The organism is Glycocaulis alkaliphilus (assembly GCF_004000605.1).
In the GTDB taxonomy this organism is placed as follows: Bacteria; Pseudomonadota; Alphaproteobacteria; order Caulobacterales; family Maricaulaceae; genus Glycocaulis; species Glycocaulis alkaliphilus.
The window spans coordinates 527777-552180 of record NZ_CP018911.1 but is presented as its reverse complement, the minus strand read 5'-3'; the positions used below and the strand labels follow the sequence as shown (position 1 = coordinate 552180).

Below are 24404 nucleotides of genomic sequence, written 5' to 3'. Positions count from 1 at the left end.
AGCATCAGAAAGCGTGATTTCCGATATGGCTGGCGACAGATGACAGGAAGCGGTCAAGCGTTTCCTGGGTCTCCGTCTCGATGATGCGGGTCCCGGCGGCGCTGCCCGGCTCGCTCATATAAAACATGCATTCGGTCGTACGCGCGGCCAGTTCCTCGGTGAAGCTGGCTACCAGACGGTCCAGAAGCGCAGCTTCGTCCCCGTTTGCCGGGGTCACAATAGTTCTAATCATTCCCAAAACCCCCCACTCATTGACGGGCGCGGTGCAGCCGCGCCTCTCTAGACATGCGGTTCGGTCGGCAGCCCGCACTCCCCCTCGTAAGGTTGTAGTGTGCGCGCTTGCGGCAAATATGCAAGGCCCGAGCCAGTTTCCCCCAGCAAAATCGCGGAACGGGTGTGAGCTTTGTGACAGCGCGCCACCGGGAAGAGTGGCCAAACGCGCATCGCCGCGCTATTGCCCGGTCTCACAGCGCAGATCCGCCCGGAGCCCTTCGATGACACGTCTTGTCCTTACCCGCCACGGTCAGAGCCAGTGGAATCTGGAAAACCGGTTCACCGGCTGGGTTGATGTGGACCTGACCGAGCGCGGCGAGGCGGAGGCCCGCCGGGGCGGTACGCTCATGAAGCAGGCAGGCTTCGCGCCGGATATCGCGTTCACGAGCTATCTGCGCCGCGCCATCCGCACCGCGCATCTGGGTCTTGATACGCTCGACCGGCTTTGGATCCCGGTGATGCCGGACTGGCGGCTCAACGAGCGCCATTACGGCGCGCTGACCGGACTGGACAAGGCCGAGACCGTCGCCGCGCATGGCGAGGATCAGGTACTCGTCTGGCGGCGCTCGTTCGACATTCCGCCGCCGCCCCTGGACCGGGCCGATCCGCGCCATCCCGCGCATGAAGAACGTTATTCGCATCTTGATCCGGCCGTACTGCCCGGAACCGAAAGCCTCAAGGACACGCTTGCGCGCGTGGATGAGTGCTTCCGCGCCCTGGTCGCCCCGCGCCTTCTGGGCGGCGAAAGCGTTCTCATTTCCGCGCACGGCAATTCGCTGCGTGCGCTGGTGAAGATCCTTTTCCAGGTCAGCGACAGCGACATCCTGAAAGTGGAGGTGCCGACCGGCAATCCGCTGCTGATCGAGCTGGACGGCCTCACGCCCCTGGCGGCGCGCTACCTGGACACCGAGCGCGCCGAGGCGCTGCCGCCATGTCCGAAGGGGTAACACACACCGATCTGCGCCTCATGGATGTGGCGCTGGCGCTCGCCTTCACCGGGCTCGGCACAACCGCGCCGAACCCGTCGGTCGGCTGCGTGATCGCAAGGGACGGCCGTGTGATCGCCACGGCTGTCACCGCGCCGGGCGGACGCCCGCACGCCGAGGCGCAGGCGCTTGAGAGCGCCGGGGAAGCCGCACGCGGCGCCGACGTCTATGTGACGCTGGAGCCCTGCTCCCATCATGGCCAGACGCCGCCCTGCGCCGAGGCACTCATCAGTGCGGGTGTGGCGCGTGTTTACATCGCGTCCGGGGATCCTGATCCGCGCGTATCTGGCCGGGGCGTGGCGATGCTGCGCGCGGCGGGCATCACCGTGATCGAAGGCGTCCGGCAGGCGGCCGGTGATACGCTCAATGCCGGCTTTTTCACCCGCGTGCGCACCGGCCTGCCGCTCGTCCAGCAGGACCGGCGCCCCAACATCTTCGATGCGGACCTGGTGCCGGGACCCGATGAGAGCGTGGATCAGGCGATCCAGCGCCTGGGCCGGGAAGGCATGACGCGGGTAAGGCTCGCGCGTTAGCGATTTGCGTATTTTACCGAAAATAGCTATTATCTCCACATGAGAGCGGAGGCGTTGGCGACATGAGCAAGATTTGCGTGACGGCTACCGAGTTCCAGACCCGTGCCGGGCTCTATATCGAGCAGTCGGCAAAAGACCCGGTCTTCATCACCAAGCACCGGCGCACGGCCCGCGTACTGATCGATATCGATGAGTATGAGCGCCTGAAAGCGCGCGACACCCGCCAGAACCATCCCACGCAAGCGCTGCCGGACGATTGGGCCGAGGCGCTCGCCGGCGCGGAATACGGCGATGCTGATCCCCGGCTGGAAGCACTGCTGAAGACCGATTCCGGTGACAAAGCCTGAGCCGGTACCGGGCCTTGTCATCCGATATGACTTTCTGTGGTCGCACGAGCGCGAGAAAGGTCAGGGAGAAGGCAGCAAGGACCGGCCCTGTGTAGTGGTCACCGCGATTGTCCGGAACGCTGACGGCAAGACCGAGGTGCTGCTGGTGCCTGTGACGCACAGCTCACCAGCAATGCAATCAGACGCAATCTGCATACCCGCCGCTGTCAGCATCCATCTCGGACTGGATGACGGACCCAGCTACGTGGTGACAGGCGAGGCCAACGCGGTCTCGTGGGATGATGCAGGCATCATTCCGGCCAGGCCCGGCAAGGACTGGGCGTATGGGCGTCTTCCCAAGGGGCTCTACGAAGATATCCGCTCCGGCATGCTGGAACAGCTCCGGCAGCACAAGCTGAAAACGGGGAAGCGGCAGCGCTGAGCGATCCTACACCTTGTTCCGCCTCAAGCGCCGCAGGCGCCGCCAGAAGCGTTTGCGTTCCGGGCGGGGCTGGGGCTTCAGGTTGGCGACGAACTGCTCGGTGCAGGCACGCCAGGAGTTCTGCTCGGCAAAGGCGCGGGCGTCCTCGCGGTTAAGCTCCAGCGCCTGCAGGCAGGCCTCGCGCAGATCGTCTGACACCACACCGGCCTTCGAACCGGGGATGATGTCGCGCGGGCCAGGCGCGATGAAGGCCGCCACCGGCGTGCCGCAGGCCATCGCTTCCAGGATCACCAGCCCGAACGTGTCGGTAAAGCTCGGGAAGACGAACACGTCGGCATCGGCAAAATGGCGCGCCAGTTCCTCGCCGGCCTTGCCGCCGGTGAAATGCACGTCCTTGTACTTGCGTTTGAGCTCTTCCAGCTGCGGACCCGGCCCCACCACGACCTTGGAGCCCGGCAGGTCGAGCTTGAGGAAGGCCTCGATATTCTTCTCCACCGCCACGCGGCCGACATAGGCGAAGACGGGCTTTGGCAGGTCCTTGTATACTCCGCCATCAATCCCGCGCAGATCGGGGCGGAACTGGTCGGTGTCGACCCCGCGCGACCATGGCACGAGATTGTTGAAGCCGCGCTTGACGAGGCCGGCCCGCATCGTCTCGGTGGCGACCATGATGCCGTTGCCCGCATTGTGGAAACGGCGCATGAAGGCATAGCCCGCTGCCAGCGGCACGAAGGGAAAGCGCGCGTGCACATACTCGGGAAACTGGGTGTGATAGCTCGTCGTGAAAGGCAGCTTCCACGACAGGCAGATGCGCCGCGCCACATGGCCGAGCGTGCCTTCGGTGGAGATGTGGATCGCTTCCGGCTCGAAGGCGCGGAAACGCGCTTCGAGATCATCGCGCGCACCCAGCGCCAGCTTGATGTCGGGATAGGTCGGCAGGGGAATGGTCTTGAAGCCGAGGCCGGGATGGATGACCTCCACCTCGTGGCCCATGGCCCGGCACTCCTCCACCGTGCGCGAAAGGGTGCGCACCACGCCATTGACCTGCGGCTCCCAGGCGTCCGTCACCAGCAGGATGCGCAGCGGCGAAATATCCATGTACACGCCTCTTCAGATCGGCCCGGCCTGCACGCGGGCAGCCCGTTCAAGGGTTCAGAGCCGGTGCTCATAACGCGTTTTTCCCGCCAAGCGAAGGGTAACGGTGCTGTGGTCTTGCCTGCCCGTTCGCGTTGTGGCCAATGTCGCGCCTGTCTGGCCACGAGGACGGGAACCTGGATGACCCACGCGAATTCGAAATCCACCGGCATCGACTGGAACGCGATCGACGCCCTGAAGTTCGCCTCCGAAAGCGAGGCCGTACGGGCGCTGAACGCGCAGGCCGGACTTGATGGCGCGGCGCGCGCCCGGGTCTCTGCCGCCGCAATCGACCTGGTGGAGCGCGCCCGCGCGGCGAAGACGCGCACCGGCCTCATGGAATCCTTCCTTCAGGAGTTTGGCCTGTCGAACAAGGAAGGCCTCGCCCTGATGTGTCTGGCAGAAGCCCTTTTGCGCGTGCCGGACGCGAAAACCGCGGACGCGCTGATTGCCGAGAAGATCGGTTCGGGTTCCTGGGGCGAGCATGCCTGGAAGTCGGAGAACTGGCTGGTCAACGCCTCCACCCTGGGCCTGATGATGTCGGGCTCCCTGATGGATGTGGACCCGGAAGCGCGCAAGGATCCCGGCGGGTATTTCCGCGCGATTGCAGGGCGGCTGGGCGAGCCGGTCATCCGCACCGCCACCCGGCAGGCCATGCGCATTCTGGGCGAGCAGTTCGTGCTGGGCCGCACGATCAATGCCGCCATCAGGCGCGGCCATGCCTGGAAAGTGCCCGAGGGGCATTTCCCGCTCTTCTCGTTCGACATGCTGGGCGAAGGCGCGCGCACGCACGCGGATGCGGCGCGCTACCACACCCGTTACATGGACGCGATTGCAGCGGTGGCCAAAGCCCGTCAGGACGGGCCGGTGGAAACCGTGGACGGCGTGTCGGTGAAGCTGTCGGCGCTGCACCCGCGCTATACCATCTTCAAGATCGATGCGATCTGGCGTGAGCTTTATCCCAAAGTGCTGGAGCAGGCCGAGGCCGCCAGGGCCGCCAATATCGGCTTCTGCCTGGATGCCGAGGAGTCCGACCGGCTCGTCCTGCAGCTGATGATCCTCGAGCGGCTTGCCCATGAGCCCTCGCTTGCAGGCTGGAACGGGCTGGGCCTCGCCGTACAGGGCTACCAGAAGCGTGCGCGCGCCGTCATCGAGAAGCTCGCCGCGCTGGGCCGTGCCAGCGGCCGCCGGCTGATGGTGCGCCTCGTCAAGGGTGCCTACTGGGACACCGAAGTGAAGTTTTCGCAGATGAATGGCTGGCCCGACTTTCCGGTCTGGACCACCAAGTCGGCAACCGACCTCAATTATCTTGCCTGCGCGCGGGTGATGCTGGCCGAGCCGGATACCATCTATCCCCAGTTTGCCACCCATAACGCGCATTCGCTGTGCGCCGTACGCGAGATCGCGGCAGAGCTGGGCAATGAGGCCTACGAGTTCCAGCGCCTGCACGGGATGGGCGAGCCACTCTACAATGCCGCCGCCAGCGCCTTCCCCCTGCGCCCGGTGCGGGTGTATGCGCCGGTGGGCAGCCATGAAGACCTGTTGCCCTATCTGGTGCGCCGCCTGCTGGAGAACGGGGCCAACACCTCCTTTGTCCATTCCTTCCTGGACCCTGACGTTCCAGCCGCCGACGTGGCGCGCGGGCCGTTTGAAGGCGCCGACAGCATGGACCGTCATCCCTTCATTCCCGCCCCGCCGCGCCTGTACGGTCCCCATCGGGACAATTCGGCGGGCGTTGACCTCTCTCAGAAAGGCGTTCGCGACATGCTGGCAGATGCACAGATGCGGTTTGACAAGGCCATGCCCTACGCCTGCGGCCCGATCCTGTCCGGCAAGGTGAAAGCAGGAGAGGCACGCGAGCAGGCGAGCCCTGCCGACACTGCCCGGATCGTCAGCACGGTGACCGAAGCCGATGCCGGCATGGTGGACGCGGCCTTCACCGCCGCCCACAAGGCGTTCGACGCGTGGGACCGGGAGGGCGGGCCGGCCCGCGCCGCGATCCTGCGCAAGCTGGCCGACGCTCTGGAGACCGACACGGAACGCTTCATGGCGATTCTGTCGCGCGAAGCCGGCAAGACCTTGAATGATGGCGTCGCCGAAGTGCGCGAGGCAGTCGATTTCCTGCGCTATTACGCCGCCGAGGCCGAAACCAAGTTCGGCCATGCCGACCGCCTGCCCGGCCCGGCAGGGGAAACCAACCATCTCGAACTGCGCGGACGCGGCGTGTTTGCCTGCATCAGCCCGTGGAACTTCCCGCTGGCGATTTTTGTGGGCCAGGTCGCTGCCGCCCTGGCAGCCGGAAATACCGTGGTCGCCAAACCGGCCGAGCAGACGCCGCTGGTGGCGTTCGAGGCGGTCCGCCTGTTCCAGAAGGCGGGCCTGCCAAAGGATGTCGTCCAGCTGGTGCCGGGCGACGGCAAGGTGGGCGCGCTGATGACCGGCCACCCGCTGCTGGCCGGTGTGGCCTTCACCGGCTCAACCGAAGTGGCCCGCATCATCAACCGCACGCTGGCACAGCGGGACGGAGCGATCCTGCCGCTCATCGCGGAGACGGGCGGGCTCAACGCCATGTTCGTCGACACCTCCGCCCTGAAGGAGCAGGTGGTGGACGATGCGGTGATCTCCGCCTTCGGCTCCGCCGGCCAGCGCTGCTCGGCCCTGCGCCTGATCTTCCTGCCGCGCGAGACCGCCGACCAGACGATCGAGGCCCTCAAGGGCGCAATGGATGCGCTGACCCTTGGCGAGCCTGCCGACCCTGCCACCGATGTCGGGCCGGTGATTGATACCGAGGCGCTGGACATGCTGAACGCCCACGCGGAGCGCATGGCACGCGAAGCCACCATCCTGCACCGTGCGCCGCTCGGCGATGAGCTCAAGGCGAAGGGGCATTACTTTGCTCCGCTGATGGTGGAACTCGCCTCGCTCGACGGGATGGACCGCGAAGTGTTCGGCCCGATCCTGCATGTCATCCGCTACAAGCGCTCCGACCTGCCAAAGCTCGCCGCCCAGCTCGCAGGCAAGGGCTACGGGCTGACGCTCGGCGTGCATTCGCGCCTCCAGCGCTTCCTTGATTCGGTGCGCGAGGCCGTTCCGGCGGGCAACACCTATGTGAACCGGAACATGATCGGCGCGGTCGTCGGCGTGCAGCCCTTCGGCGGCGAGGGCCTGTCCGGCACCGGCCCGAAGGCCGGGGGACCGCACTATCTCTACCGTTTCGCCGCCGAGCGCACGGTCACGGTCAATATCGCAGCCCAGGGCGGCGACCCTGAACTGCTGAATCTGGGGTGAGGCGGCTGGCGGGAGACCGCCAGCTTTCCACATTTAATCGCAGCAGGCCTATCGCCCCGAAAGCGTTAAAGAGTCCGGATACGGACGGCGGTGTGTTAGGAGTTTGTTTACCAAAAAATTGGTCTGAGGCGCCTTTGGGCCGTTGACGCTAGCCGAGACCCTTAGCACTATATGTTGCGGTTTCCGGGGGAAGCCACACAGCATGTATAGGTTTTGTTAAGGCAGCGCGCGCGTCCCGGCCCTGCGCCACGGATTTTTGCGCCCTGCACGAAGGAGCGGTTTGCACCATGACGCCGTTTGACTCAGCACCGATGTCCGGCACCGCCACGCAAGGGCTTGAGCGCTCGCGGCGAGGCAAGCCGAAAGCCGTCACGCTGCGCCTTGTGGAGAGCGTGAAAACCGATTCTTCGCGTGATGCGCTGCTCACCGATTTCGGCAAGAAGACGCTGGTCGACCGCTATCTCCTGCCCGGCGAAAGCTATCAGGACATGTTTGCGCGCGCCGCCAGCGCCTATGCCGACGATACCGCCCATGCCCAGCGCCTTTATGACTACATGTCGCGGCTCTGGTTCATGCCGGCGACCCCGGTCCTGTCCAATGGCGGCGCCGAGCGCGGCCTGCCCATCTCCTGCTTCCTCAACTCGGTGGGCGATTCGCTGGACGATATCGTGGCCACCTGGACGGAGAATGTGTGGCTGGCCTCCAATGGCGGCGGCATCGGCACCTATTGGGGCCATGTGCGCTCCATCGGCGAGAAGGTCGGCCAGAACGGGCAGACCTCCGGCATCATTCCCTTCATCCGCGTGATGGATTCGCTGACCCTTGCGATTTCCCAAGGTTCGCTGCGCCGTGGTTCGGCCGCCGTCTATCTCGACATCCACCACCCGGAAATCGAGGAATTCCTCGAGATCCGCAAACCCTCAGGCGATTTCAACCGCAAGAGCCTCAACCTCCATCACGGCCTCAACATCACCGACGAGTTCATGGTGGCCGTGCGCGAAGATGCGGACTTCCCGCTCATCTCGCCGAAATCCGGCGAAGTGGTGAAATCCATCTCCGCGCGCAAGCTGTGGCAGAAAATCCTCGAGCTGCGCCTGCAGACCGGCGAGCCCTACATCATCTATTCCGACACGGTGAACAACGCGCTGCCGGTATTCCAGAAGAAGCTGGGCCTGAAAGTGCGCCAGTCCAACCTGTGCTCGGAAATCATGCTGCCGACGGGCGTCGACCATCTGGGCCGCGACCGCACGGCGGTGTGCTGCCTGTCCTCGGTCAACGCAGAGAAATTCCTCGAGTGGAAGGACGAACCGCTCTTCATCGAGGATCTGTTCCGCTTCCTCGACAACGTGCTGCAGGACTTCATCGACCGCGCGCCCGACGAGATGGACCGCGCCACCTATTCGGCCTGGCGCGAACGGTCTGTCGGTCTCGGGCTTATGGGCTTCCACTCCTTCCTGCAGGCTCTGAACATTCCGTTTGAGTCCGCGATGGCGGCGAGCTGGAACCGCAAGCTGTTCAAGCATTTGCGTCAGGGCGCGGACCGCGCCTCGGTCAAGCTTGCCGAAGAGCGCGGTGCCTGCCCGGATGCGGCAGAGAGCGGCGTCAAGGCACGCTTCTCCCACAAGCTTGCGATCGCGCCGACCGCATCGATCTCGATCATTTGCGGTGGCACCAGTGCCGGCATCGAACCGATCCCGGCCAATGTCTACACCCACAAGACCCTGTCGGGCTCCTTCACGGTCAAGAACCCGTATCTGGAAAAACTGCTCGACGACAAGGGGCTGAACACCCAGGCCACCTGGAACTCCATCATCGAGCATGAAGGCTCGGTCCAGCATCTCGACGCCCTCACCCAGGACGAGAAGGACGTGTTCAAGACAGCATTCGAGCTGGACCAGCGCTGGGTGATCGAGCATGCCGCCGACCGCACGCCCTTTATCTGCCAGGCCCAGTCACTGAACATCTTCCTGCCGGGCAATGTCGATAAGTGGGACCTGCACATGCTGCACTGGACGGCGTGGGAGCGGGGCATCAAGTCGCTCTATTACTGCCGCTCGAAATCGGTCCAGCGCACCGCCTTTGCCGGCTCGGAGGACAAGGACGGCATGGAAAGCTCCATGAAGTCCGCGGCCAAGACCGAGTACGAAGAGTGTCTTGCCTGCCAATAAGGCAGACACGGCGCCACCAGCATGCGCGCGCCGGGAGGCGGAACCCCCTCCCGGCGTTGCCCGGCTGCATCGGGCTTTACGTACAATTAAACGCTATCGCGAATCCTCTGGCGGAGCAGGCCCGGAACCTGATACAAAGCTATGCGTAATTGGGTGACGAAACCGGCACTGGAGTGCATCATCGTGACCGCCCCGACGACCATTGCACAGCCTTGCGCACGCGCAACCTGCAGCTCTGCTGCAGCGATTGCGCGCCTTGCGGCCTGTGCCGGGGCCTCGGCGCTGGCACTGCAAGGCGCGGTGCAGGCGCAGTCTGCCGATTCGGCCAATCCCAGCACCCTGATCATCGCACCCCTGCTTGAGGAAATGTCCTCCGGCCCGCTGCCCTCCATGCGGCTGGCTCTCGGCGGGCCGGAAGACACGCACGGCGAGCATGGCGGCGCGTCCGCGATTGCCCAGTCGGGCCTGTCGGCCTCCGCCAGCGGCATCGCTCCGGAAAGCTTCGGGGCGTTCCACGCGCCGGAAACCGTGATCGCACGCACCAACCGGGGCAGCCAGCTGAGTGTATCGCTGTTTGACAGCGAGGAGCCGGACTGGGTGGTGTCGGCGCTGTCGCCCACCGCGATCGACATGCCGGCCTGGAGATATTCTGCGGGCCGGGCCCGCGGGCGCGCTGTCGCGCTGCGCTATGAGGGCCGCTTCGACAGCCCCGGCGGCATGGATGGGCTTGATGTGGGCCTGCGCCCGCGCGCGGGCCTCAGCGTGGGCGATGCAGGCTCCGCTACCGAGTTCGGCGCCTCGGTGCGCGTCGGCCATTTCGTCAGCGATGATGACAGCACCGGTGCCGGCTGGTGGTTCTTTGCCGGGGCCGACCGTCAGGCGCTCGTCTACCGTCCCGGCGACCGCCGCAATATACGCGAGACGCTCACCTTGCAGCCCTATGCGATGGTCGGCGACCAGCAGGCCGGCATTGCCATGCGCGTCCAGGGCGTTGATCTGTCGCTGGCCTATGTGCGCCGCGAGACCAGCTGGTCCCTGCCAGCCCAGTCCTGGGACACGTCAGAGGACTTCGCCGCCTTCTCGCTGACCTGGCGGCGCTAGGCGCCCTCGAGGGCGGCATCCAGGTCCCGCCACAAATCCTCGACATCCTCCAGACCCACCGACAGGCGGATCAGCGAGTCGCTGATGCCGGCATGGGCGCGCGCGGCAGCGCTCATGGAGGCGTGGGTCATTAGCGCTGGCACCGAAACCAGGCTCTCCACCCCGCCCAGCGACTGGGCGAGAGAGAAAAGGCCGAGGCCTGCCAGAAACGCGCGCGGATCGCCCTTGATCTCCAGGCTGACCAGCGGGCCGAACAGGCCCTGCTGCTGGCGCGTGGCGAGCGCATGGCCGGGGTGCGCGGCAAGACCGGGATAATCGACGCGGACCACCTTGCCGTGGGCCGAAAGGCGCCTGGCAAGCTCCAGCGCGGCCTCCGACTGTGCCTTCGCCCTCAGCGGCAGCGTGCGAAGCCCCCGTGTGGCCAGGAAGGCATCAAACGGTCCAAGCCCGGTGCCAGACGCATTGAGCCACCAGGCAAGCTGTTCCACCAGGTCCGTATCGCTGGCGCACACCACTCCGCCCACCATGTCGGAATGGCCGTTGATGATCTTGGTCAGCGAGCTGACGACGAGGTCGGCGCCCAGCGCGATCGGGCGCTGGATGGCGGGCGAGAGCACCGTGTTGTCCACGGCCACCACTGCCCCGGCCGCGTGACCGAGAGCGCTGGCAGCCTCGATATCGGTAATACGCAGGCGCGGATTGGACGGGGTTTCCAGAAAGAGCAGCGCCGCGCCGGGCGCCAGCGCCATCTCCAGCGCGCCGAGGTCCGTGGCGTCGGCATAGACGATCTCGAACCCGCGCTGGGGCGCGCGCGCATTGAACAGGCGCTGCGTGCCGCCATAGCAGTCATGCGCGGCAACGATGCGCGCGCCGGCAGGGACGAGGTTCAGGATCAGATCGATGGCCGCCATGCCCGAGGCCGTCAGGCAGGCCCCCGCCGCCCCTTCCAGGCCGGCGATCGCGTCTGCCAGAACCGCACGTGAGGGCGCGTTGGTGCGCGCATAGTCGAACGGGCCGGCAATGGCCGGATCGGTGCGGACATAGGTGGCAGCCACATTGATCGGCGCCGTGATGCCGCCATGGCCGGGATCGGCGTTGATCCCTGCCCGTGCCGCACGGGTGGCAAAGGCCTCGTTCACGGTCTTGCGGCTCATAGCCCCTCCAGAAACCGGCTGACGGCTTCGCGCTCCTTGAGAAATCCGTCATGTCCGTAAAGGCTGGACGCGCGCACCAGCTGCGCACCGGGCACGCAGGCTGCCAGCGCCTCTATATCGGCAAGCGGAACCAGCCGGTCTTCCTTAAGGGCGAGCAGGCGCAAGGGAGCGCGGATGGCCGATGGGTCAATCCGCGCTGCATCCATGGAACGGGACAGGGCCAGGAAGCGCTGCGGGCTTGTCCGCGCGGCGTAGTCGCCCCCGCGTGCGGCGAGATAGGCCTCTACCCCGGCCGCATCGGGTGATCCGGGTGCCGGATCGGCGAACCGCGACTGGAACTCTTCGGGCGTGCGGTAGGTGGTCATGGCCAGGCGCCGGGCCAGATCCACCCCGCCAGCGCCATCCCCGCGCGCCAGGCCGAACTCGACAATATCGCGCTGTATCGCGCGCAGCGCGGTTGTCATCGTATGGGGGCGATGCGCCGCGCACAGCACATGCAGGCCTGTCACGCGATCCGGTGCCAGCGCCGCCAGCGCCAGCGCAATCGTGCCGCCATAGGAGGCGCCGACGATCTGAAAGGTATCAAAGCCGGCGGCATCTGCCAGCGCCAGCAAGGCCTCGGCCTGATCCTCGACGCGCGGAAAGGGGCGCACCTCGTCGGCCAGAAAATCAAATGCGAGAAGCTGATGGCGCAGCGGATCGAGTGCCAGGCCCGGCCCGGCAATGCCCGGCCACCAGCTTGTCCGCTCGGCATGATCGCCCAGCAGGAAACGGTGCGCGGATATCCCGCCGAGCACGATGACAGCCGGGGCTCCGGCAGGGCCATACACACGCCCCCTCGCTGTGACAAACGCGCCCGAGCTGAGCTCCAGCGTGGTGATGTGGTCATGGATGGGGAACAGACAGGCAGGTTCGCCGTCCGCCTCCTCCGCGGCGAGGGCAGGCACGCGCATCAGCCGTGTTCCGCAACGAGCCGGACCAGATCACCGGCCATGCTGGCTGCCGTCGGCACGCCGCCTGCGCCCTTGCCGGTGAGGATCACGCCGGGCGCATCCTTCAGCGAAATGACGACACCATTGCCCTCGCGCTCCACCCGGTAGAACACGCTGTCGGCGCTGACCGCTTCCAGCCGCACCGCCGCATGGACGCCCCCGCCGACACGGGCGAGGCGGCCGACCTGGCGGATACGCAGACCCTCGCGGGCCGCCTTCGCGGCAAAACCGGGGGCCAGATCACGGATGGACTGGCGGGCAATCGAATCCGGATCAATGTCGATGCCCCAGGCTGCGCGCGCCACCAGCACGAGCTTGGCCGCCGCATCATCGCCGTCGAGATCGGCGCTCGGGTCGGCCTCGGCAAAGCCTGCTGCCTGCGCTGCGCTGACCGCGCTTTCAAGGCGTTCTCCCTTCGAAAGCCGGTCGAGCACGAAATTGGAGGTACCGTTGACCACCCCCTTCACCGTCGTGATCTCGCGGCCGCGGGCGGTCAGCGCGCCGACCGTTTCCAGCACCGGCACCCCGCCGCCGACAGCTGCGCTGTAGAGAAAGGCACGGCCCTTCTCCCTGGCCGCGCGCTCCAGATCGGGGCGGCGCGCTATGACAGCCTTGTTGGCCGATACCACATGCGCGCCTGCGTGAACCGCCCGCTCCAGCGCCGTCTCGGCTTCCGTGCAGCCCGGCAGGGCATCAATCACCAGGTCAGGCGCAAGGTCCAGAGCGGCGTCCAGATTGTCGAGCACCCGGACGGCACCCTTGCCGAGATCGCGCCAGCGGCGCACGGCAATCGCCTCGATCGCCACGCCCTGCGGCAGCCGGGCGGCGAGCTGGCTGCCTACCGTGCCGCAGCCCAGCAGAACCGCGCGCATTGCCCGCCCGCGCACGGCGGCAGGAATGTAAAGGCTCGGGGCGTTGTCCAGGGGGGCCATGGCAGTACCACTCTTCTTTCCGTCACGCGGGAGAGCGGAAAGGCAAATGCATCAGCGCCGATGGCAAAGGGATGCAGGACGATACCGGGTTTCGCCCTGTCGGGCGGTGAATGTCTTGTCCTGCTTCGCTTTAGCTGCATTTGTTCCGCGCCCGCAAGCTGAAGCTCAAATCGGCGCAAGATCAGGACATAAAGATGTCCTTATATGATGTCAAGCGGGTTGTCGCGCACTGCGCAAGGGCGCTGGCAGGACGGCCCCGACCGGCTAGTCTGACCGCCATGCGCAGCACTCCGCTTCTTGCCCTTGCGGCTCTTGCAACCCTTCTGCCGGCTTGCGTGTCCGTGCCGGCACCTGTTGCCGATCCGCGTGCGCGCGGACCGTTCATGCCGCAATCGCAAATGCCGCTCATGCCCAATATTGCGCGCATTGCCCCTAGCGAGGGGTGTCAGGGCGAGCCACTCAGCGCCGTGCATGCACCGCTGCCGGACTATCCGGCGCGGGGCTGGGCGCGCGGCGAGCAGGGCTGGTCCATCGTCCAGTTCGACGTCGCCCAGTCCGGGGCGGTGGAGAATGTGCGCATCGCGCAAGGTGTGCCCGGCCGGTTCTTCGACCGGGAGGCCCGCCGTGCGGTGCAGGCCTGGCGATTCGCCGCGCTGGGTGAAGGTGCCCACCTGACCGGCTGCACGGTGATGTTCGAGTTTGTGCTCGGACAGGTGCGCATACGCTGATATCCTGTTCTCGCGCCGGGATTCACCTTCCGTTAAACTGCTGATTCGTCCGGCCGCACCGACACGCAATGGCCACGTGTCTGTTTGCCGTGGCCGCGCAGTGAAGGGGGCATGCCATGATGGCCACCGAGCCGGCACAGCTGGCAACGTTGATCGTTACCGGCGGAGCGGTGGGTTTTGCCGTGGCGACTGCGCTCTGGGCCTGGCGGCTGACCGAGGGTGTGCGCAGCGCCCGTTCCCACTGGCAGAAGCGCGTGGCCTGGCTTGAAGACCGTCTGGCGCGCGCCTTCGCGGGCGATCTCGGCGGCAAGCTCTTCCATCTCGTAGTCGGCCTGGGCGATGGTCGTGGCCGAGAATGTGTTGGTCTCGATCAGGTCCGCGCCCGCCTCGAAATAGGCCACGTGAATATCGCGTATCGCATCGGGCCTGGTGAGGTTCAGAAGATCGTTATTGCCCTTGAGCGCCTTGCCCCAATCGGCAAACCGCTCGCCCCGGTAATCCTCCTCGGACGGTTTCAGGCGCTGGATCATCGTGCCCATGGCACCATCCAGCACGAGGATGCGCTTTTGCGATTCCGCTTCGAGCGCCTCAAGGCGCGATTTCCGGTCAAAACTCATGGGATCAGGCCGCCATTTCCACCGGACGCACGCCCAGCAGCCGGCAGGTCGCCAGCGCCAGCTCGGCCCGGTTCAGGGTGTAGAAGTGGAGCTGGTCAACGCCCTGGTCGCACAGATCATGGCACAGATCAGCGACCACATTGGCGGTGAGAAGCTCACGCGTGCCGGGATCGCTTTCCAGCCCGTCGAAAAGGTCAAACAGGCGGGCCGGGATCGAAGCGCCACACAGGCCCGCCATGCGCACCAGCCCGGCAAAGTTGGACTGCATCATGATACCCGGCACGATGGGAATATCGATGCCCGCTTTGCGCACCCGGTCCAGATAGCGGAAATACACATCCGCATCGAAGAAGAACTGGGTGATGGCGCGCGTTGCGCCATTGTCGATCTTGGCTTTCAAGAGATCTATATCGTGGTCGAAGCTCGCGCTTTCAGGGTGCTTTTCCGGATAGCAGCCGACCGACACCTCGAAATCGCCCACTGCGCGGATGCCAGCCGCCAGCTCCGCTGCATTGGCGTAGCCGCCATCGAACGGCTCATAACGATCACCAACCCCGCTGGGCGGATCGCCGCGCAGCGCCACGATATGGCGCACGCCCGCCGCCCAGTAATCACGGATGACCTCGTCGACCTCCTCGCAGCGCGCATCCACACAGGTCAGATGGGCTGCGGGTTTGAGAGCCGTCTCTTCCACGATGCGGCGCACCGTGCGGTGCGTCCGGTCACGCGTCGAGCCGCCCGCCCCATACGTCACCGACACATAGAGCGGGTCGAGCGGCGCCAGCCGGGAGATGGAATCCCACAGCCGCTCTTCCATGGCCTCGCTCTTGGGCGGGAAGAACTCGAAGGATATGGCCGGGCCGGGCCGGACCGGCAGGGTGCGCCCATCGGGCATGGTGCCGCCTCGCATCGCAAACAACTACATAAGGATATGTTTATGCGATTATCCAGCATGCTTCAATGCCAAAGACACAAATCGATCTTTGGCAAAACGCATGGACGCCTTATCTAAGTCAGCTGGATGCGGGGGCATCGGGCAGACAGCTGCGCTTGAAGGGAAATACGATTGATGCGCCAATTACGCCTTGCAGGACCTGTTGTCCTTGCCGGACTTGCTCTGGCAGCCTGCACCACACGCCCGGAATCCCTTCAGGCCAATGATCCGTTCGAGCCACTGAACCGGGCCGTGTTCAGCTTCAACGCCGCCGCCGACGAGGCTGTCATCGCCCCGGTCGCCTATGCCTATCGCGGTGCAGTACCGCGCACAGGACGCCTGGGCGTGCGCAATGCGCTGAGAAATCTCAATGAACCGGTCGTGTTCGCCAACCTGCTGCTGCAGGGCCGTCCGGGTGACGCCTTCGCGACCGCCAGCCGCTTTGGCCTTAACACGATTGTCGGCGTGGGCGGGTTGTTTGACGTTGCCAGCGAAGCCAATATCGCGCGGCGCGATACCGATTTCGGCCTGACACTCGGACACTGGGGCGTGGAGAGCGGACCCTACATGGTCCTGCCCTTCCTCGGCCCGTCCAGCGTGCGCGACACGTTTGGCCGGTTTGTGGACCGTTATCCCCACCCCACCTACTGGGTCGAGGATGTCCGCGAGACGGAGGCGATCTGGGTCTACCGGGCCATCTATGCGATAGACGTCAGGCTGCAGCTCGATGAAACCTTCCAGAGTCTGGAACGTAGTGCCATCGACCCCTACGTTCAGTTGCGCTCGGTCTACCGGCAGAACCGGGCCAATGCGCTGGGAACAGCGCAGGACTTCAATGATCTGCCCGATTTCGACTGACGTGATGGGAGCCACGCCAGCTACCAGGACAGGAAACATGCTCCAATTATTCAAATTTTCGGCCACGGGCCTCGTTGCGGCCTTCGCCCTGCTCGTCTTCGCCCAGCCTTCGTCCGCGCAGAGCGCCAGCGAGGCAGAAGCCTTTGTCCAGCGCGAGGCGCAAGAGGTTATCAACGCCCTGCAGGCCTATAACGAGGGCGAGCTGGACGAGGAGGCCCTGAAACGCAATTTCCGCGACCGGATCGACGTGCTGGCCGATGTGCCGCGCATTACCAATTTCGTGCTTGGACGCTATCGCCGTGGCGCGGACGAGGCGGAGCTGGAGGAATTCCGGACCGTGTTCCGGGAGTTCGCCATCAATGTGTATGAGAGCGAGCTGGGCAATTATGCCGGGCAGACGCTGGAAGTCACCGGCTCGGTGACGCGTTCGCAGGGCGACTTCATTGTGCGCTCCACCGTGCGGGCCAATGGCGCGGGCGATGACGTGCCGGTGAACTGGCGGGTGATGAGCACTGATGACGGCATGAAAGTTGTCGATGCCGAGGTGATGGGTGTGTGGCTCGCCCAGACACAGCGCGAGGAGATCACCAGCATTATCGGCAATGCGCGCGGTGATGTCAGCGCCGCAACGCGCGCCCTGCGCCAGCGCATGCAGTGATGGCCGCATCTGACGCTTCAGCGCCAGCGCGCCTCGGCGCGCTGGCCGCTCAGTATGACGCCATTTTGTGCGATGTCTGGGGTGTCATCCGTGACGGGGAGAGCCTGATCGGACCTGCGCTGGATGCGCTGGTCCGCTTCCGGCAACACGGGGGCCGGGTCTGCCTGGTGTCCAACTCGCCGCGCCGTGCGCCTTCGCTGGAGCGCTTCCTGAAAGGCATGGGCGCGCCCGATGGCGTGTGGGACGCCGCCGTCACCTCCGGCGATGCCACACACGCCCTGCTGTCACGCTTTGGCGCCGGTCCGGCCTACAAGCTGGGGCCGGACTTTGACGATCCGATCTATGCGGGCACGGGCCTCAGGTTTTCCGGCCTGCAGGATGCAAAACTCATCTCCTGCACCGGCCTTGTCGATTATGAGAACGAGACGCCGGAGGATTATGCCGGGCTTCTGAATGAGGCGGCGGCGCTGGGCCTGCCCATGGTCTGCGCCAATCCCGACATAGTGGTTCAGGGGCCAGGCGGGCGGCTGCTCTATTGCGCGGGCGCACTGGCGCAGGCCTATGAAGCGCTCGGCGGCACCGCCCTCTATGCCGGCAAGCCGCACACGCCGATCTATGAGCTGGCCTATGACGCGCTGGCCAAGCTGTCCGGCGAAACCCCGCCCAAGGCGCGTATCCTCGCGATCGGCGACGGGCCGGCGACCGATCTGGCGGGTGCAAACCGCGAAGGGCTGGACTGCCTGTTCATCACCGGCGGGATCAATTCCGGCGAGATCAGCTGGCCGGACGGCCGGAGCCCGCGCTGGCAGGCCCCGGACCTCGTCTGGTAGGCGCTTCCATCAGGGCTGGATGGCCCAGACCGCATCCACATTGACCGAGATCGTGATCTCGCCCGGTGCCACTTCGGTACCGGCATCCATCGAGACGGATTCGGCGCGGGCATACATCATCGGCGAAGGCTGGCTGGAACTGCTCTCGCTCAGCGAGATCAGCCGGCCCGTCGAGATTCCGGCAGCCTCGGCATAAAGAGACCGCAAGCGGTTCAGCTCGTTCACCGCGCGGCGGCGGGCTTCGTCGCGCGCCTCGGCCGGATCGGAATGGGTGAAATTCACGCCCTGCAGCTGGTTGGCACCGGAGGACACCAGCGCATCAATCGTGCGGCCCACACGGTCCATGTCGCGCACGATCACGCGCACCGTATTGCTGGCCTCATAACCGGCAATACGCTGGTCGCGCCCACGCTCGGAATCATAGGGCTCATAGACCGCATTCAGCGACAGGCCGGAGGTCTGGATGTCACGCCGGGCAATGCCTGCGCGCTCCAGCGCCTGAAACACGCCCGACATGGCCCGCGCATTGGCGGCCAGTGCCTCGGCTGCGGTGTCGGCGCGCGTGCGCGCCCCGGCGCTGACCGTGGCCATGTCCGGCGCGATACGCACCTCGCCCTGCGCCGACAGGGACAGGCGGCCCTCCTGCGTCTCTGACTGCGCCTGCGCGAAGGCAGGCACCGGCATCATCGCCGCCGCGCCCAGCAGCAGGCCAGCGGCCAGGGCCGCGCCGGTCAGGCGCCGCCGCAAGGCCATACGGGCCGGTGTAACGTTTAAACTATGGTTCATTGTCAATCTCCGCTTTCAATCCGTATCGCGCGCAGGCGAAACCCTCCCGCGCCCCGGACCGGATAACGATCCGGCATCGTCCGGGTTGCATCACGATTTGCCCATCTCCCCATGCACGCGAGGCAAAAGCAAGGCGGGGTGGTGGCGTGCCCATGGCCATCGCGTTCCGGCGGACGCGGAAATTGGCGTGAAGCGCGCGCTTCCCCCTCCCGCCAGCCTGCGCTATCAGGGCGCTACGGTGGGCCTGTAGCTCAACTGGTCAGAGCCGGCGGCTCATAACCGCTTGGTTGGGGGTTCGAGTCCCTCCGGGCCCACCATGTGCATTTATTTCTCCTTTGCTTTCATGGGTTTAGGCTCAGAACTGTCTAACCTTTTGCTCAGGTTAGACACTGTGTGTTCGCCACTTGTGCCGCCTGAGAGAAGGCCAAAGGCAGATTGCGCGAGCTGAACTTGATCGCGCGCGGCGGTGTAATGCTGAACCTCTGACAGGCTTGTGTGCCCGGTGATAGCTTGTATCTGGTGAGACGTGGCCCCGGCATTGGCCAGCCGCACAGCACAGGCCTTCCTAAGGCCGTGGGCGGTACAGCGGTCATTGCCGGTTGCCGCCTTTGCCCGCGCGGCAAACCATTGCTGGAAGCCTTTCACGCTGAACGGGCGGCCGTATTCAGTCACTATGAACACCAGATGTGAGGCGTTGCCGGCAGCAAGCTCCCGTTCAAGCTCCGGCAGGATCGGCAATAGAAGTGCCTTGCCGGTCTTTTGCTGCCTGAGCTTGATCGCCCTCGCACCGTCAGGTAGGCGCACTATTGCTTGCGGCCCCATACGTGCCACGTCGCCGCTGCGCTGGCCGGTGCACAGCAACAGCGCCAGCGCCAGACGTTCGCGCGAGCCGCTCGGATACGCGGTTTTGAAGGCGTGAATTTCGTCTTCGGTCCACGCGTGAAAGCCGTCGCTCTTGATCCTGTAGGGCCGCACCGGCGCTGCGGGGTTATCGGTGCGCCAGCCCATTCTAACGGCAAGCTCGAAAAGCGTCTTGAGCCTCTTTAGCAGCTTGTTGGCAGATGCGGGCCGGTCCCCCAGCGCGCGCACCATGGCTTCGACATGCCTGGTCTGCATAGTCCGTACGGCGAGCTGGCCATACTTGTCGCGGAGTGGCTCAAGGCTGGCACGGTAAGTGCGCTTGGTTGAAGGCTCAAGGCCGTCAAACGCGGTCGAGCCGTAGTAGATCGCAATGAGATTAGACAGGCTGCCGGGCGGTGCGCGGTTCACGCCAACGGGCGCCACCGCGCCCAGCTCGCCTTTTATGGCCGCATCATAGGCGTCCATGAACTCTTTGCTTCCCGGTTCTCCGGGCAGGTAACAGGCAGGCGCGCCCTTCCGGCGAAAGCGATAGCGCCGCTTCCCGTGGCGATCCGTAAAGGATGAAACGTATTTCAACCTAATCGAGGCCAAGCGCCCTATCCCATTCGTTCGCGTCAGAATAAACAGCGTCGGTGCGTTCAGAGCGCGCCGTCAACTCGCAAGTGCCATCAGGCAGCACCCGGCACACCGGAACTGGCCGCTCGATACCGCTCAAGCGGGCAGCGTCGAGAAGCCGCTTCATCTCCGCCTGAGTGAATGGTATCTTGCGGCGGGTACTCACTGGCCTGCCCCCGCTTCTTCGGGCGCACGGCTGCCCAGTGGAGCCATATTGAGCGGGGAAAGGTATTCCTCGCCGCCGTCGACGGCGGGAAGGTTCTCCCAGCCGCGTATTTCGTTCGGTGACAGCCATCCCCATTCCCGGCCGATTTTGTAGGCGTCATAGCGGGACTTGATATCGCCGCGCATCAGCCCGGCAAGGTCATGCTCAATGAACAGCTCGCCACGGCTGGCCGGGCTGATGAGCGTTGCCGTCATCGCCTGTTCTATCCGCTTGGCGAGCGGGAAAAGACAGCGCTGCACAAGTGCCCGGCTTTCCTGTTCGACGTTCGAATAGGTAGCATGGTCTGGAATTCCAACCACTGTCGGCGGGACGCCAAAGATGCGGGCTACGTCCAGATTGGCGAGCTTCCGGCTTTCGAGGAATTCCGCGTCCTTCGACGGTATCGAGAACGCTTCGAACTTCACGCCGCCGTCGAGCACCATAAGCGAGTTGGTGCGCAGCGAGCCGGTGAGCTGGTTTTTGAACGCACCTGAAACCTGATTGCGTTGTTCCGCATTGAGGGTCTCAGGGAAGGACAGGAAACCGGCTGGACGGAAGCTGTTGACCGCCTGGGCTTGCGCCAGCTCTGTTTGTGCCAGTGCGAGCCCCATGGTTTCGCTGGCGAGGCGAAGCGGTGAAAGCCCCATGATACCGGCCCGGTCGAGGCGGTATCTCAGGTGCAGCATTTCATCGGCGGTAAGCACGTAATTGCCGCCGCGCGCTTCACTCACCCGGTATCGCAAGCGTCCCGTGGCCCGGATTTGTTCGACAGTGACGGCGCGCGGATCGAGCGGGTACAGCGCTGTGACCTGCCCCCGGCCATTGCGCTCAAGCCGGGCATAGGCGTTGCCATAAATCAGCAGGGCAGTGGTAAGGAACTCGCGCGCCTCATAGGCCGTAAGGGCACCATTGGGGGCGTCATGGAGCACCGTATACAGGGGGTGATCAGACGCTTTTTCGCGTCCACCGTTGGAGGTGCGCCGGTAAAGGTTCAGCGGCACCGCCGCGAGGTTCTCGGCCTGCACTGCGATGCACCGGAGCGCGACAGCATGGCGTGAAGCGCGTTCCGGATCCACGTGCGCAGCAATCAGACCGTCAAAAAGCCCGCTGGATATGGGCGGCAAGGCGGGTTCGGGATCGGCGCTCCCGGCGAAGTGTCCGGCCCGCTGTTCGAGGCGCGAGAACATGGCCTTTATGGTGGAGAGCGGGTTTTTCATTGGCCTAGCTCCATCAGGCGAACGCGCAGATCAAGCGGGCTGGCTTCGCCGCGAGAACGGGCGCTGATGACGGTGCCGTCATAGGCCGGGAAAGCCGAAACGACGCTGATTTCGCGAAGATCAACCGCAATGAGTGACCGCTTGCGACCTTCCCATGTGTCGCCGCCGTGCTTCACATTGAAGCCGAACGACATGCCGCCCAGATCGCCGCGTTCAGCTAGGGCGAGAACGTCTCTGCCAAGCTGGGTATCAGGCAGATCGAAATCGAAGGCCAAGCCCCGGCTGTCTTCGGCAAGACGCAGGGTTTTAGACCTTGTACGGGCCAGCAGGCGGTTGGGGTCATGGTCTGACAGCGCCAGAATATCATTGGCTTCTAGCGCTGCCCGGAAGGCACCCGGCTTCACCACTTCGGTGAAGTCGCCAATTTCGGCAGGCGTATCGAACAACGCCGCATAGCCTTCAAGGCGGCGTCCTTTGGCGCGATATTCCAGCGGAACGGCGCGTGTCTCAGCGACGGCATCGCCCCCGCCAATACCGCGCGAACGGCGTTCGCGTGACAGCCCGCCAACCAGAGAGGCTGGGGGCATGATGATGCGGGGGCGAAGCGTGCTGTTCATGGCCTAGCCGCCTTGCGCCGTGTCGATATTGGTGGCGGCAACGAAGCTCTCGGCATGGCGCACTGCTACGTCGCAAGTGATCATGCCGCGCACCTGAACATTGCCCTTCTTGTAGGCCGTGCTCTCGTACGGGTTCACCAGAATTTCGAACGCGGACCAGTAGCCAACCAGAAGGTCAGACCAGTTGCCGAATATCAGCGCCGAACGGTCCAGCTCTTCGGGGTCGCCGCCATCGCTGAGATTGTTCGGAACGATAGTGCTGGACGAAAGGGCATAACCGGCCAGTTCGCCTGGCCCGTCCATCAAGAAGCCCGCACCGGCGTCGGTGGGCACCTTCAAGGTAGAGCGCAGCAGGCGCACCACGCTCGGGTTGGTTGCCCAGCCCATGGCACCGGCATCGGCGTTCGCGGTTGCGATTTTCTCGATGAATTCGAGAACGGCAGCCCAGCCCGGCGTAGAGAAGTCAACCGTACCGATCCCGGCCGTTTCTAGGATACCGTTCGGCTCGTTTGAACCGCCGCCCTGAATGGCGGCGGCGTCCACCGCTTCGGCCAGCACAGACGCGAAATCGGCGCGAATGAGCTGTTCGATATCGGGTGACGATTGCAGCAGCATATTGCGCGAGAATTCTGTCAGTGCGCCGACATGCTTTGGTGTCATCTGCACCTTGGTGAATTCGTGATCGCTCGGCGTGAGAGCGGTGTTCTCCGCTACCCAGCCCGCCGTAGCGGACGCTTTCAGCTTGGGCAGGTCCAGATTGCCGGACAGGCCAGACAGGACACGTGCGCCGCGTTGCTGTACCAGCAGGCGCGCGCGCAGAATGTCGATGAACTCGCCTTGCTGGGTCGGGATGATATTCGATCCCGGCCCGCCAGCCGGTGTGGTGCTGGTGAGCACCCGCTTTTCCTGAAACACGGCCATCGGGGCCAGAATGCCGTTCACCGACCGGTTGGAGCGGCGCGCCAGCTCTTGCGAGATTTCACGCTCGCGCCCGGCGTCAACATACGGCGCGAGATCAGGCACCTGAGCCGCAACCGCGCGCGTAATCGAGAACGCCTGACAAGCATTGTGGAAATCGCCGTCAGAGCCGGAAACCGGATCGGCCTCGGCAGAGCGCTCCCATTCGGCCAGCCTCTGTTCACGGGTAATCTGTTCGTCAAGCGAACGGATTTCCGTTTCCACTTCATCAAACCGCTTGCGGGCGTCATCGCTTGGCGAAGCTCCCGCGTCGGTGCTGATCTTGCGGGCCTCTGCCACTTTCTTGGCGCGCCGCTCTTTAAGTTCTGCGAGTGTCATGAGAGAAAAAAACTCCATCTAAGGGATAACGCGCCTCTCGGCGGGCTTAGGCTTGGTACGTGCTGGCCGGGCACTTCTGGACAGGGGAACCGTCGCCCGCCCCTGCCACACCCCAACCCGGCCAGCTCGAAGCGCCGCACCGCGCTTGAAGGAAAGTGGGGTGTACTGAAGATCGTCATTGTTCGCGGGCCTCCGCGAACACTTCTGCGCAATGAAAGAAAACACCTGTTTCGATGGCAGCGCTGCGTTCAACTGGCTCAAAAATCGCGGTGGTATCCGCGACCTGTTCGCGACGTTCGCTTGGATATCTTGAGAAGCGATACTCTACACCAAATGCGGTGAAGATTGCTTCGAGGTGTGAAAAGCGGACTTCGAGCCGGAGGGCTTTCAGCTTGTCTTCGAGATCGCGTTCAGCAGCGCGATACGCTGACAAGAAGTCCTGTTCTTCGCGCCCGATACCAGAAAGCACACTAGCCAAAACGGTCTCAAGCGTGGCCCCGATACCGAAACCAAGCTCTCCGAAAAAGTCAGGGGCGTCTTCGGCACGGGTGATTTCACACAATGGCAAAAGGCCAAAATACGCAACATTCTCAGGTGCATCGTGAGGATTTTTTGGGTCGAGCAGTACCGCCAAAAGGAGACGTGCAATGTGGTAGGGTTGAAGTTCCGGCGCGCCCCGGCCCGCTGGCCCCCTCGGCAGCAGCTCATCTTTATGCTTGCGCATTTCAATCGCGCTCACGCGAAGGCGTCCTTCCGGCACATTGAGCGCCTGAGACAGTGCGGTTACCGCCTTCGGTGTGGTGATCTTACGAACCATGTTTCATACGCTGCACGAATGAAAAACTCCGGTCAA

At 64.6% G+C, this 24404-nt stretch carries 25 protein-coding genes and 1 tRNA gene; 12 read left to right on the top strand and 14 right to left on the bottom strand.

Going from position 1 to position 24404, the window contains the following annotated elements; all coding sequences use genetic code 11:
- Window positions 1–4: 4 nt before the first annotated feature.
- Window positions 5–232: a hypothetical protein gene (locus tag X907_RS02640; protein WP_127565505.1), complete on the bottom strand. Its 228-nt coding sequence runs from the start codon at window positions 230–232 to the stop codon at window positions 5–7.
- A 262-nt stretch (window positions 233–494) separates the two neighbouring features.
- Between X907_RS02640 and gpmA the strand changes: the two genes are divergently transcribed.
- The 4 genes from gpmA to X907_RS02620 all read left to right on the top strand — a co-directional run bounded on the left by gpmA (window position 495) and on the right by X907_RS02620 (window position 2560).
- Entirely contained in the window at window positions 495–1220 is a 726-nt protein-coding gene (gpmA, locus tag X907_RS02635) for a 2,3-diphosphoglycerate-dependent phosphoglycerate mutase (RefSeq protein WP_127565504.1), read from the top strand.
- Window positions 1205–1792 (top strand): bifunctional diaminohydroxyphosphoribosylaminopyrimidine deaminase/5-amino-6-(5-phosphoribosylamino)uracil reductase RibD, encoded by a 588-nt coding sequence (ribD, locus tag X907_RS02630; RefSeq protein WP_233352493.1) that lies wholly within the window; start codon window positions 1205–1207, stop codon window positions 1790–1792. Before gpmA ends, ribD begins: the two co-directional genes overlap by 16 nt.
- A 62-nt stretch (window positions 1793–1854) precedes the next feature.
- On the top strand, window positions 1855–2139 hold the full coding sequence (locus X907_RS02625) for a type II toxin-antitoxin system Phd/YefM family antitoxin (protein WP_127565503.1): 285 nt from the start codon (window positions 1855–1857) through the stop codon (window positions 2137–2139).
- Window positions 2126–2560 carry a hypothetical protein gene (locus X907_RS02620; protein ID WP_127565502.1) on the top strand — a complete coding sequence of 145 codons (435 nt, stop codon included), beginning with the start codon at window positions 2126–2128 and terminating at the stop codon, window positions 2558–2560. The genes X907_RS02625 and X907_RS02620 overlap by 14 nt, the downstream gene beginning before the upstream one ends.
- Before the next feature lie 6 nt (window positions 2561–2566).
- Here the strand turns inward: X907_RS02620 and X907_RS02615 are convergent, their stop codons facing one another.
- Entirely contained in the window at window positions 2567–3643 is a 1077-nt protein-coding gene (locus X907_RS02615) for a glycosyltransferase family 4 protein (protein WP_127569270.1), read from the bottom strand.
- A 192-nt stretch (window positions 3644–3835) separates the two neighbouring features.
- Here X907_RS02615 and putA point away from each other — a divergent pair, with 192 nt between their 5' ends.
- The 3 genes from putA to X907_RS02600 all read left to right on the top strand — a co-directional run bounded on the left by putA (window position 3836) and on the right by X907_RS02600 (window position 10251).
- Window positions 3836–6982 carry a bifunctional proline dehydrogenase/L-glutamate gamma-semialdehyde dehydrogenase PutA gene (gene putA / locus X907_RS02610; RefSeq protein WP_127565501.1) on the top strand — a complete coding sequence of 1049 codons (3147 nt, stop codon included), beginning with the start codon at window positions 3836–3838 and terminating at the stop codon, window positions 6980–6982.
- A gap of 311 nt (window positions 6983–7293) precedes the next feature.
- Complete coding sequence (locus X907_RS02605) at window positions 7294–9150, top strand: ribonucleoside-diphosphate reductase subunit alpha (RefSeq protein ID WP_127569268.1); 1857 nt, start codon at window positions 7294–7296, stop codon at window positions 9148–9150.
- Between the two features lie 183 nt (window positions 9151–9333).
- Window positions 9334–10251: a lipid A-modifier LpxR family protein gene (locus X907_RS02600; protein WP_170175430.1), complete on the top strand. Its 918-nt coding sequence runs from the start codon at window positions 9334–9336 to the stop codon at window positions 10249–10251.
- Here the strand turns inward: X907_RS02600 and X907_RS02595 are convergent.
- The 3 genes from X907_RS02595 to X907_RS02585 are packed head-to-tail and all read right to left on the bottom strand — an operon-like array spanning window position 10248 to window position 13329.
- Window positions 10248–11405 (bottom strand): trans-sulfuration enzyme family protein, encoded by a 1158-nt coding sequence (locus X907_RS02595; RefSeq protein ID WP_127565499.1) that lies wholly within the window; start codon window positions 11403–11405, stop codon window positions 10248–10250. The genes X907_RS02600 and X907_RS02595 overlap by 4 nt on opposite strands.
- Window positions 11402–12358 carry a homoserine O-succinyltransferase MetX gene (gene metX, locus X907_RS02590; RefSeq protein ID WP_127565498.1) on the bottom strand — a complete coding sequence of 319 codons (957 nt, stop codon included), beginning with the start codon at window positions 12356–12358 and terminating at the stop codon, window positions 11402–11404. The genes X907_RS02595 and metX overlap by 4 nt, the downstream gene beginning before the upstream one ends.
- The gene (locus X907_RS02585; RefSeq protein ID WP_127565497.1) at window positions 12358–13329 is read right to left on the bottom strand and encodes a homoserine dehydrogenase; all 972 of its coding nucleotides are present in this window, start codon (window positions 13327–13329) and stop codon (window positions 12358–12360) included. The genes metX and X907_RS02585 overlap by 1 nt, the downstream gene beginning before the upstream one ends.
- A gap of 278 nt (window positions 13330–13607) precedes the next feature.
- On the opposite strand from X907_RS02585, the gene X907_RS02580 reads away from it, so the two are divergent.
- On the top strand, window positions 13608–14057 hold the full coding sequence (locus tag X907_RS02580) for a TonB family protein (RefSeq protein ID WP_127565496.1): 450 nt from the start codon (window positions 13608–13610) through the stop codon (window positions 14055–14057).
- Between the two features lie 32 nt (window positions 14058–14089).
- Here the strand turns inward: X907_RS02580 and X907_RS02575 are convergent, their stop codons facing one another.
- The gene (locus X907_RS02575) at window positions 14090–14674 is read right to left on the bottom strand and encodes a homocysteine S-methyltransferase family protein (protein ID WP_127565495.1); all 585 of its coding nucleotides are present in this window, start codon (window positions 14672–14674) and stop codon (window positions 14090–14092) included.
- 4 nt (window positions 14675–14678) lie between these two features.
- Entirely contained in the window at window positions 14679–15569 is an 891-nt protein-coding gene (metF, locus tag X907_RS02570) for a methylenetetrahydrofolate reductase [NAD(P)H] (RefSeq protein ID WP_127565494.1), read from the bottom strand.
- A 174-nt stretch (window positions 15570–15743) separates the two neighbouring features.
- Here metF and X907_RS02565 point away from each other — a divergent pair, with 174 nt between their 5' ends.
- Genes X907_RS02565 through X907_RS02555 form a run of 3 tightly spaced genes read left to right on the top strand, consistent with a single transcriptional unit; the run spans window position 15744 to window position 17954 of the window.
- On the top strand, window positions 15744–16466 hold the full coding sequence (locus X907_RS02565; protein ID WP_127565493.1) for an MlaA family lipoprotein: 723 nt from the start codon (window positions 15744–15746) through the stop codon (window positions 16464–16466).
- Between the two features lie 37 nt (window positions 16467–16503).
- On the top strand, window positions 16504–17124 hold the full coding sequence (locus tag X907_RS02560; protein WP_127565492.1) for an MlaC/ttg2D family ABC transporter substrate-binding protein: 621 nt from the start codon (window positions 16504–16506) through the stop codon (window positions 17122–17124).
- A complete protein-coding gene (locus tag X907_RS02555; RefSeq protein WP_127565491.1) occupies window positions 17124–17954 on the top strand; it encodes a TIGR01459 family HAD-type hydrolase in 831 nt (276 codons plus the stop codon). The genes X907_RS02560 and X907_RS02555 overlap by 1 nt, the downstream gene beginning before the upstream one ends.
- 9 nt (window positions 17955–17963) lie before the next feature.
- On the opposite strand, the gene X907_RS02550 is transcribed toward X907_RS02555, so the two are convergent.
- The gene (locus tag X907_RS02550; RefSeq protein ID WP_127565490.1) at window positions 17964–18740 is read right to left on the bottom strand and encodes an SIMPL domain-containing protein; all 777 of its coding nucleotides are present in this window, start codon (window positions 18738–18740) and stop codon (window positions 17964–17966) included.
- Window positions 18741–18980: 240 nt separating this feature from the next.
- Between X907_RS02550 and X907_RS02545 the strand changes: the two genes are divergently transcribed.
- Window positions 18981–19057, top strand: a tRNA-Ile gene (locus X907_RS02545).
- 7 nt (window positions 19058–19064) lie between these two features.
- Here X907_RS02545 and X907_RS02540 read toward each other — a convergent pair.
- The 6 genes from X907_RS02540 to X907_RS02515 form a co-directional block, all read right to left on the bottom strand.
- Entirely contained in the window at window positions 19065–20066 is a 1002-nt protein-coding gene (locus X907_RS02540; RefSeq protein ID WP_127565489.1) for a tyrosine-type recombinase/integrase, read from the bottom strand.
- Window positions 20067–20178: 112 nt separating this feature from the next.
- The gene (locus tag X907_RS02535; protein WP_170175428.1) at window positions 20179–20343 is read right to left on the bottom strand and encodes a hypothetical protein; all 165 of its coding nucleotides are present in this window, start codon (window positions 20341–20343) and stop codon (window positions 20179–20181) included.
- A gap of 35 nt (window positions 20344–20378) precedes the next feature.
- Window positions 20379–21638 carry a phage portal protein gene (locus X907_RS02530; protein WP_127565487.1) on the bottom strand — a complete coding sequence of 420 codons (1260 nt, stop codon included), beginning with the start codon at window positions 21636–21638 and terminating at the stop codon, window positions 20379–20381.
- A complete protein-coding gene (locus tag X907_RS02525) occupies window positions 21635–22255 on the bottom strand; it encodes an HK97 family phage prohead protease (RefSeq protein WP_233352492.1) in 621 nt (206 codons plus the stop codon). The genes X907_RS02530 and X907_RS02525 overlap by 4 nt, the downstream gene beginning before the upstream one ends.
- Window positions 22256–22258: 3 nt before the next feature.
- Window positions 22259–23551 (bottom strand): phage major capsid protein, encoded by a 1293-nt coding sequence (locus X907_RS02520; protein WP_127565486.1) that lies wholly within the window; start codon window positions 23549–23551, stop codon window positions 22259–22261.
- Window positions 23552–23726: 175 nt separating this feature from the next.
- Window positions 23727–24368, bottom strand: a complete 642-nt coding sequence (locus X907_RS02515) for a hypothetical protein (protein ID WP_127565485.1) — start codon at window positions 24366–24368, stop codon at window positions 23727–23729.
- Window positions 24369–24404: the final 36 nt, after the last annotated feature.

Bases quoted from the DNA above. Each gene is read 5' to 3' on its own strand.
- ribD (WP_233352493.1), top strand. From the start codon at position 1,205: ATGTCCGAAGGGGTAACACACACCGATCTGCGCCTCATGGATGTGGCG.
- X907_RS02580 (WP_127565496.1), top strand. From the start codon at position 13,608: ATGCGCAGCACTCCGCTTCTTGCCCTTGCGGCTCTTGCAACCCTTCTG.
- X907_RS02535 (WP_170175428.1), bottom strand. From the start codon at position 20,343: ATGAAGCGGCTTCTCGACGCTGCCCGCTTGAGCGGTATCGAGCGGCCA.
- X907_RS02555 (WP_127565491.1), top strand. From the start codon at position 17,124: ATGGCCGCATCTGACGCTTCAGCGCCAGCGCGCCTCGGCGCGCTGGCC.
- X907_RS02565 (WP_127565493.1), top strand. From the start codon at position 15,744: ATGCGCCAATTACGCCTTGCAGGACCTGTTGTCCTTGCCGGACTTGCT.
- X907_RS02640 (WP_127565505.1), bottom strand. From the start codon at position 232: ATGATTAGAACTATTGTGACCCCGGCAAACGGGGACGAAGCTGCGCTT.
- X907_RS02575 (WP_127565495.1), bottom strand. From the start codon at position 14,674: ATGAGTTTTGACCGGAAATCGCGCCTTGAGGCGCTCGAAGCGGAATCG.
- X907_RS02560 (WP_127565492.1), top strand. From the start codon at position 16,504: ATGCTCCAATTATTCAAATTTTCGGCCACGGGCCTCGTTGCGGCCTTC.
- X907_RS02530 (WP_127565487.1), bottom strand. From the start codon at position 21,638: ATGAAAAACCCGCTCTCCACCATAAAGGCCATGTTCTCGCGCCTCGAA.
- gpmA (WP_127565504.1), top strand. From the start codon at position 495: ATGACACGTCTTGTCCTTACCCGCCACGGTCAGAGCCAGTGGAATCTG.
- metF (WP_127565494.1), bottom strand. From the start codon at position 15,569: ATGCCCGATGGGCGCACCCTGCCGGTCCGGCCCGGCCCGGCCATATCC.
- X907_RS02540 (WP_127565489.1), bottom strand. From the start codon at position 20,066: ATGGACGCCTATGATGCGGCCATAAAAGGCGAGCTGGGCGCGGTGGCG.
- X907_RS02625 (WP_127565503.1), top strand. From the start codon at position 1,855: ATGAGCAAGATTTGCGTGACGGCTACCGAGTTCCAGACCCGTGCCGGG.
- X907_RS02520 (WP_127565486.1), bottom strand. From the start codon at position 23,551: ATGACACTCGCAGAACTTAAAGAGCGGCGCGCCAAGAAAGTGGCAGAG.
- X907_RS02595 (WP_127565499.1), bottom strand. From the start codon at position 11,405: ATGAGCCGCAAGACCGTGAACGAGGCCTTTGCCACCCGTGCGGCACGG.
- X907_RS02550 (WP_127565490.1), bottom strand. From the start codon at position 18,740: ATGAACCATAGTTTAAACGTTACACCGGCCCGTATGGCCTTGCGGCGG.
- X907_RS02605 (WP_127569268.1), top strand. From the start codon at position 7,294: ATGTCCGGCACCGCCACGCAAGGGCTTGAGCGCTCGCGGCGAGGCAAG.
- metX (WP_127565498.1), bottom strand. From the start codon at position 12,358: ATGCGCGTGCCTGCCCTCGCCGCGGAGGAGGCGGACGGCGAACCTGCC.
- putA (WP_127565501.1), top strand. From the start codon at position 3,836: ATGACCCACGCGAATTCGAAATCCACCGGCATCGACTGGAACGCGATC.
- X907_RS02525 (WP_233352492.1), bottom strand. From the start codon at position 22,255: ATGAACAGCACGCTTCGCCCCCGCATCATCATGCCCCCAGCCTCTCTG.
- X907_RS02515 (WP_127565485.1), bottom strand. From the start codon at position 24,368: ATGGTTCGTAAGATCACCACACCGAAGGCGGTAACCGCACTGTCTCAG.
- X907_RS02585 (WP_127565497.1), bottom strand. From the start codon at position 13,329: ATGGCCCCCCTGGACAACGCCCCGAGCCTTTACATTCCTGCCGCCGTG.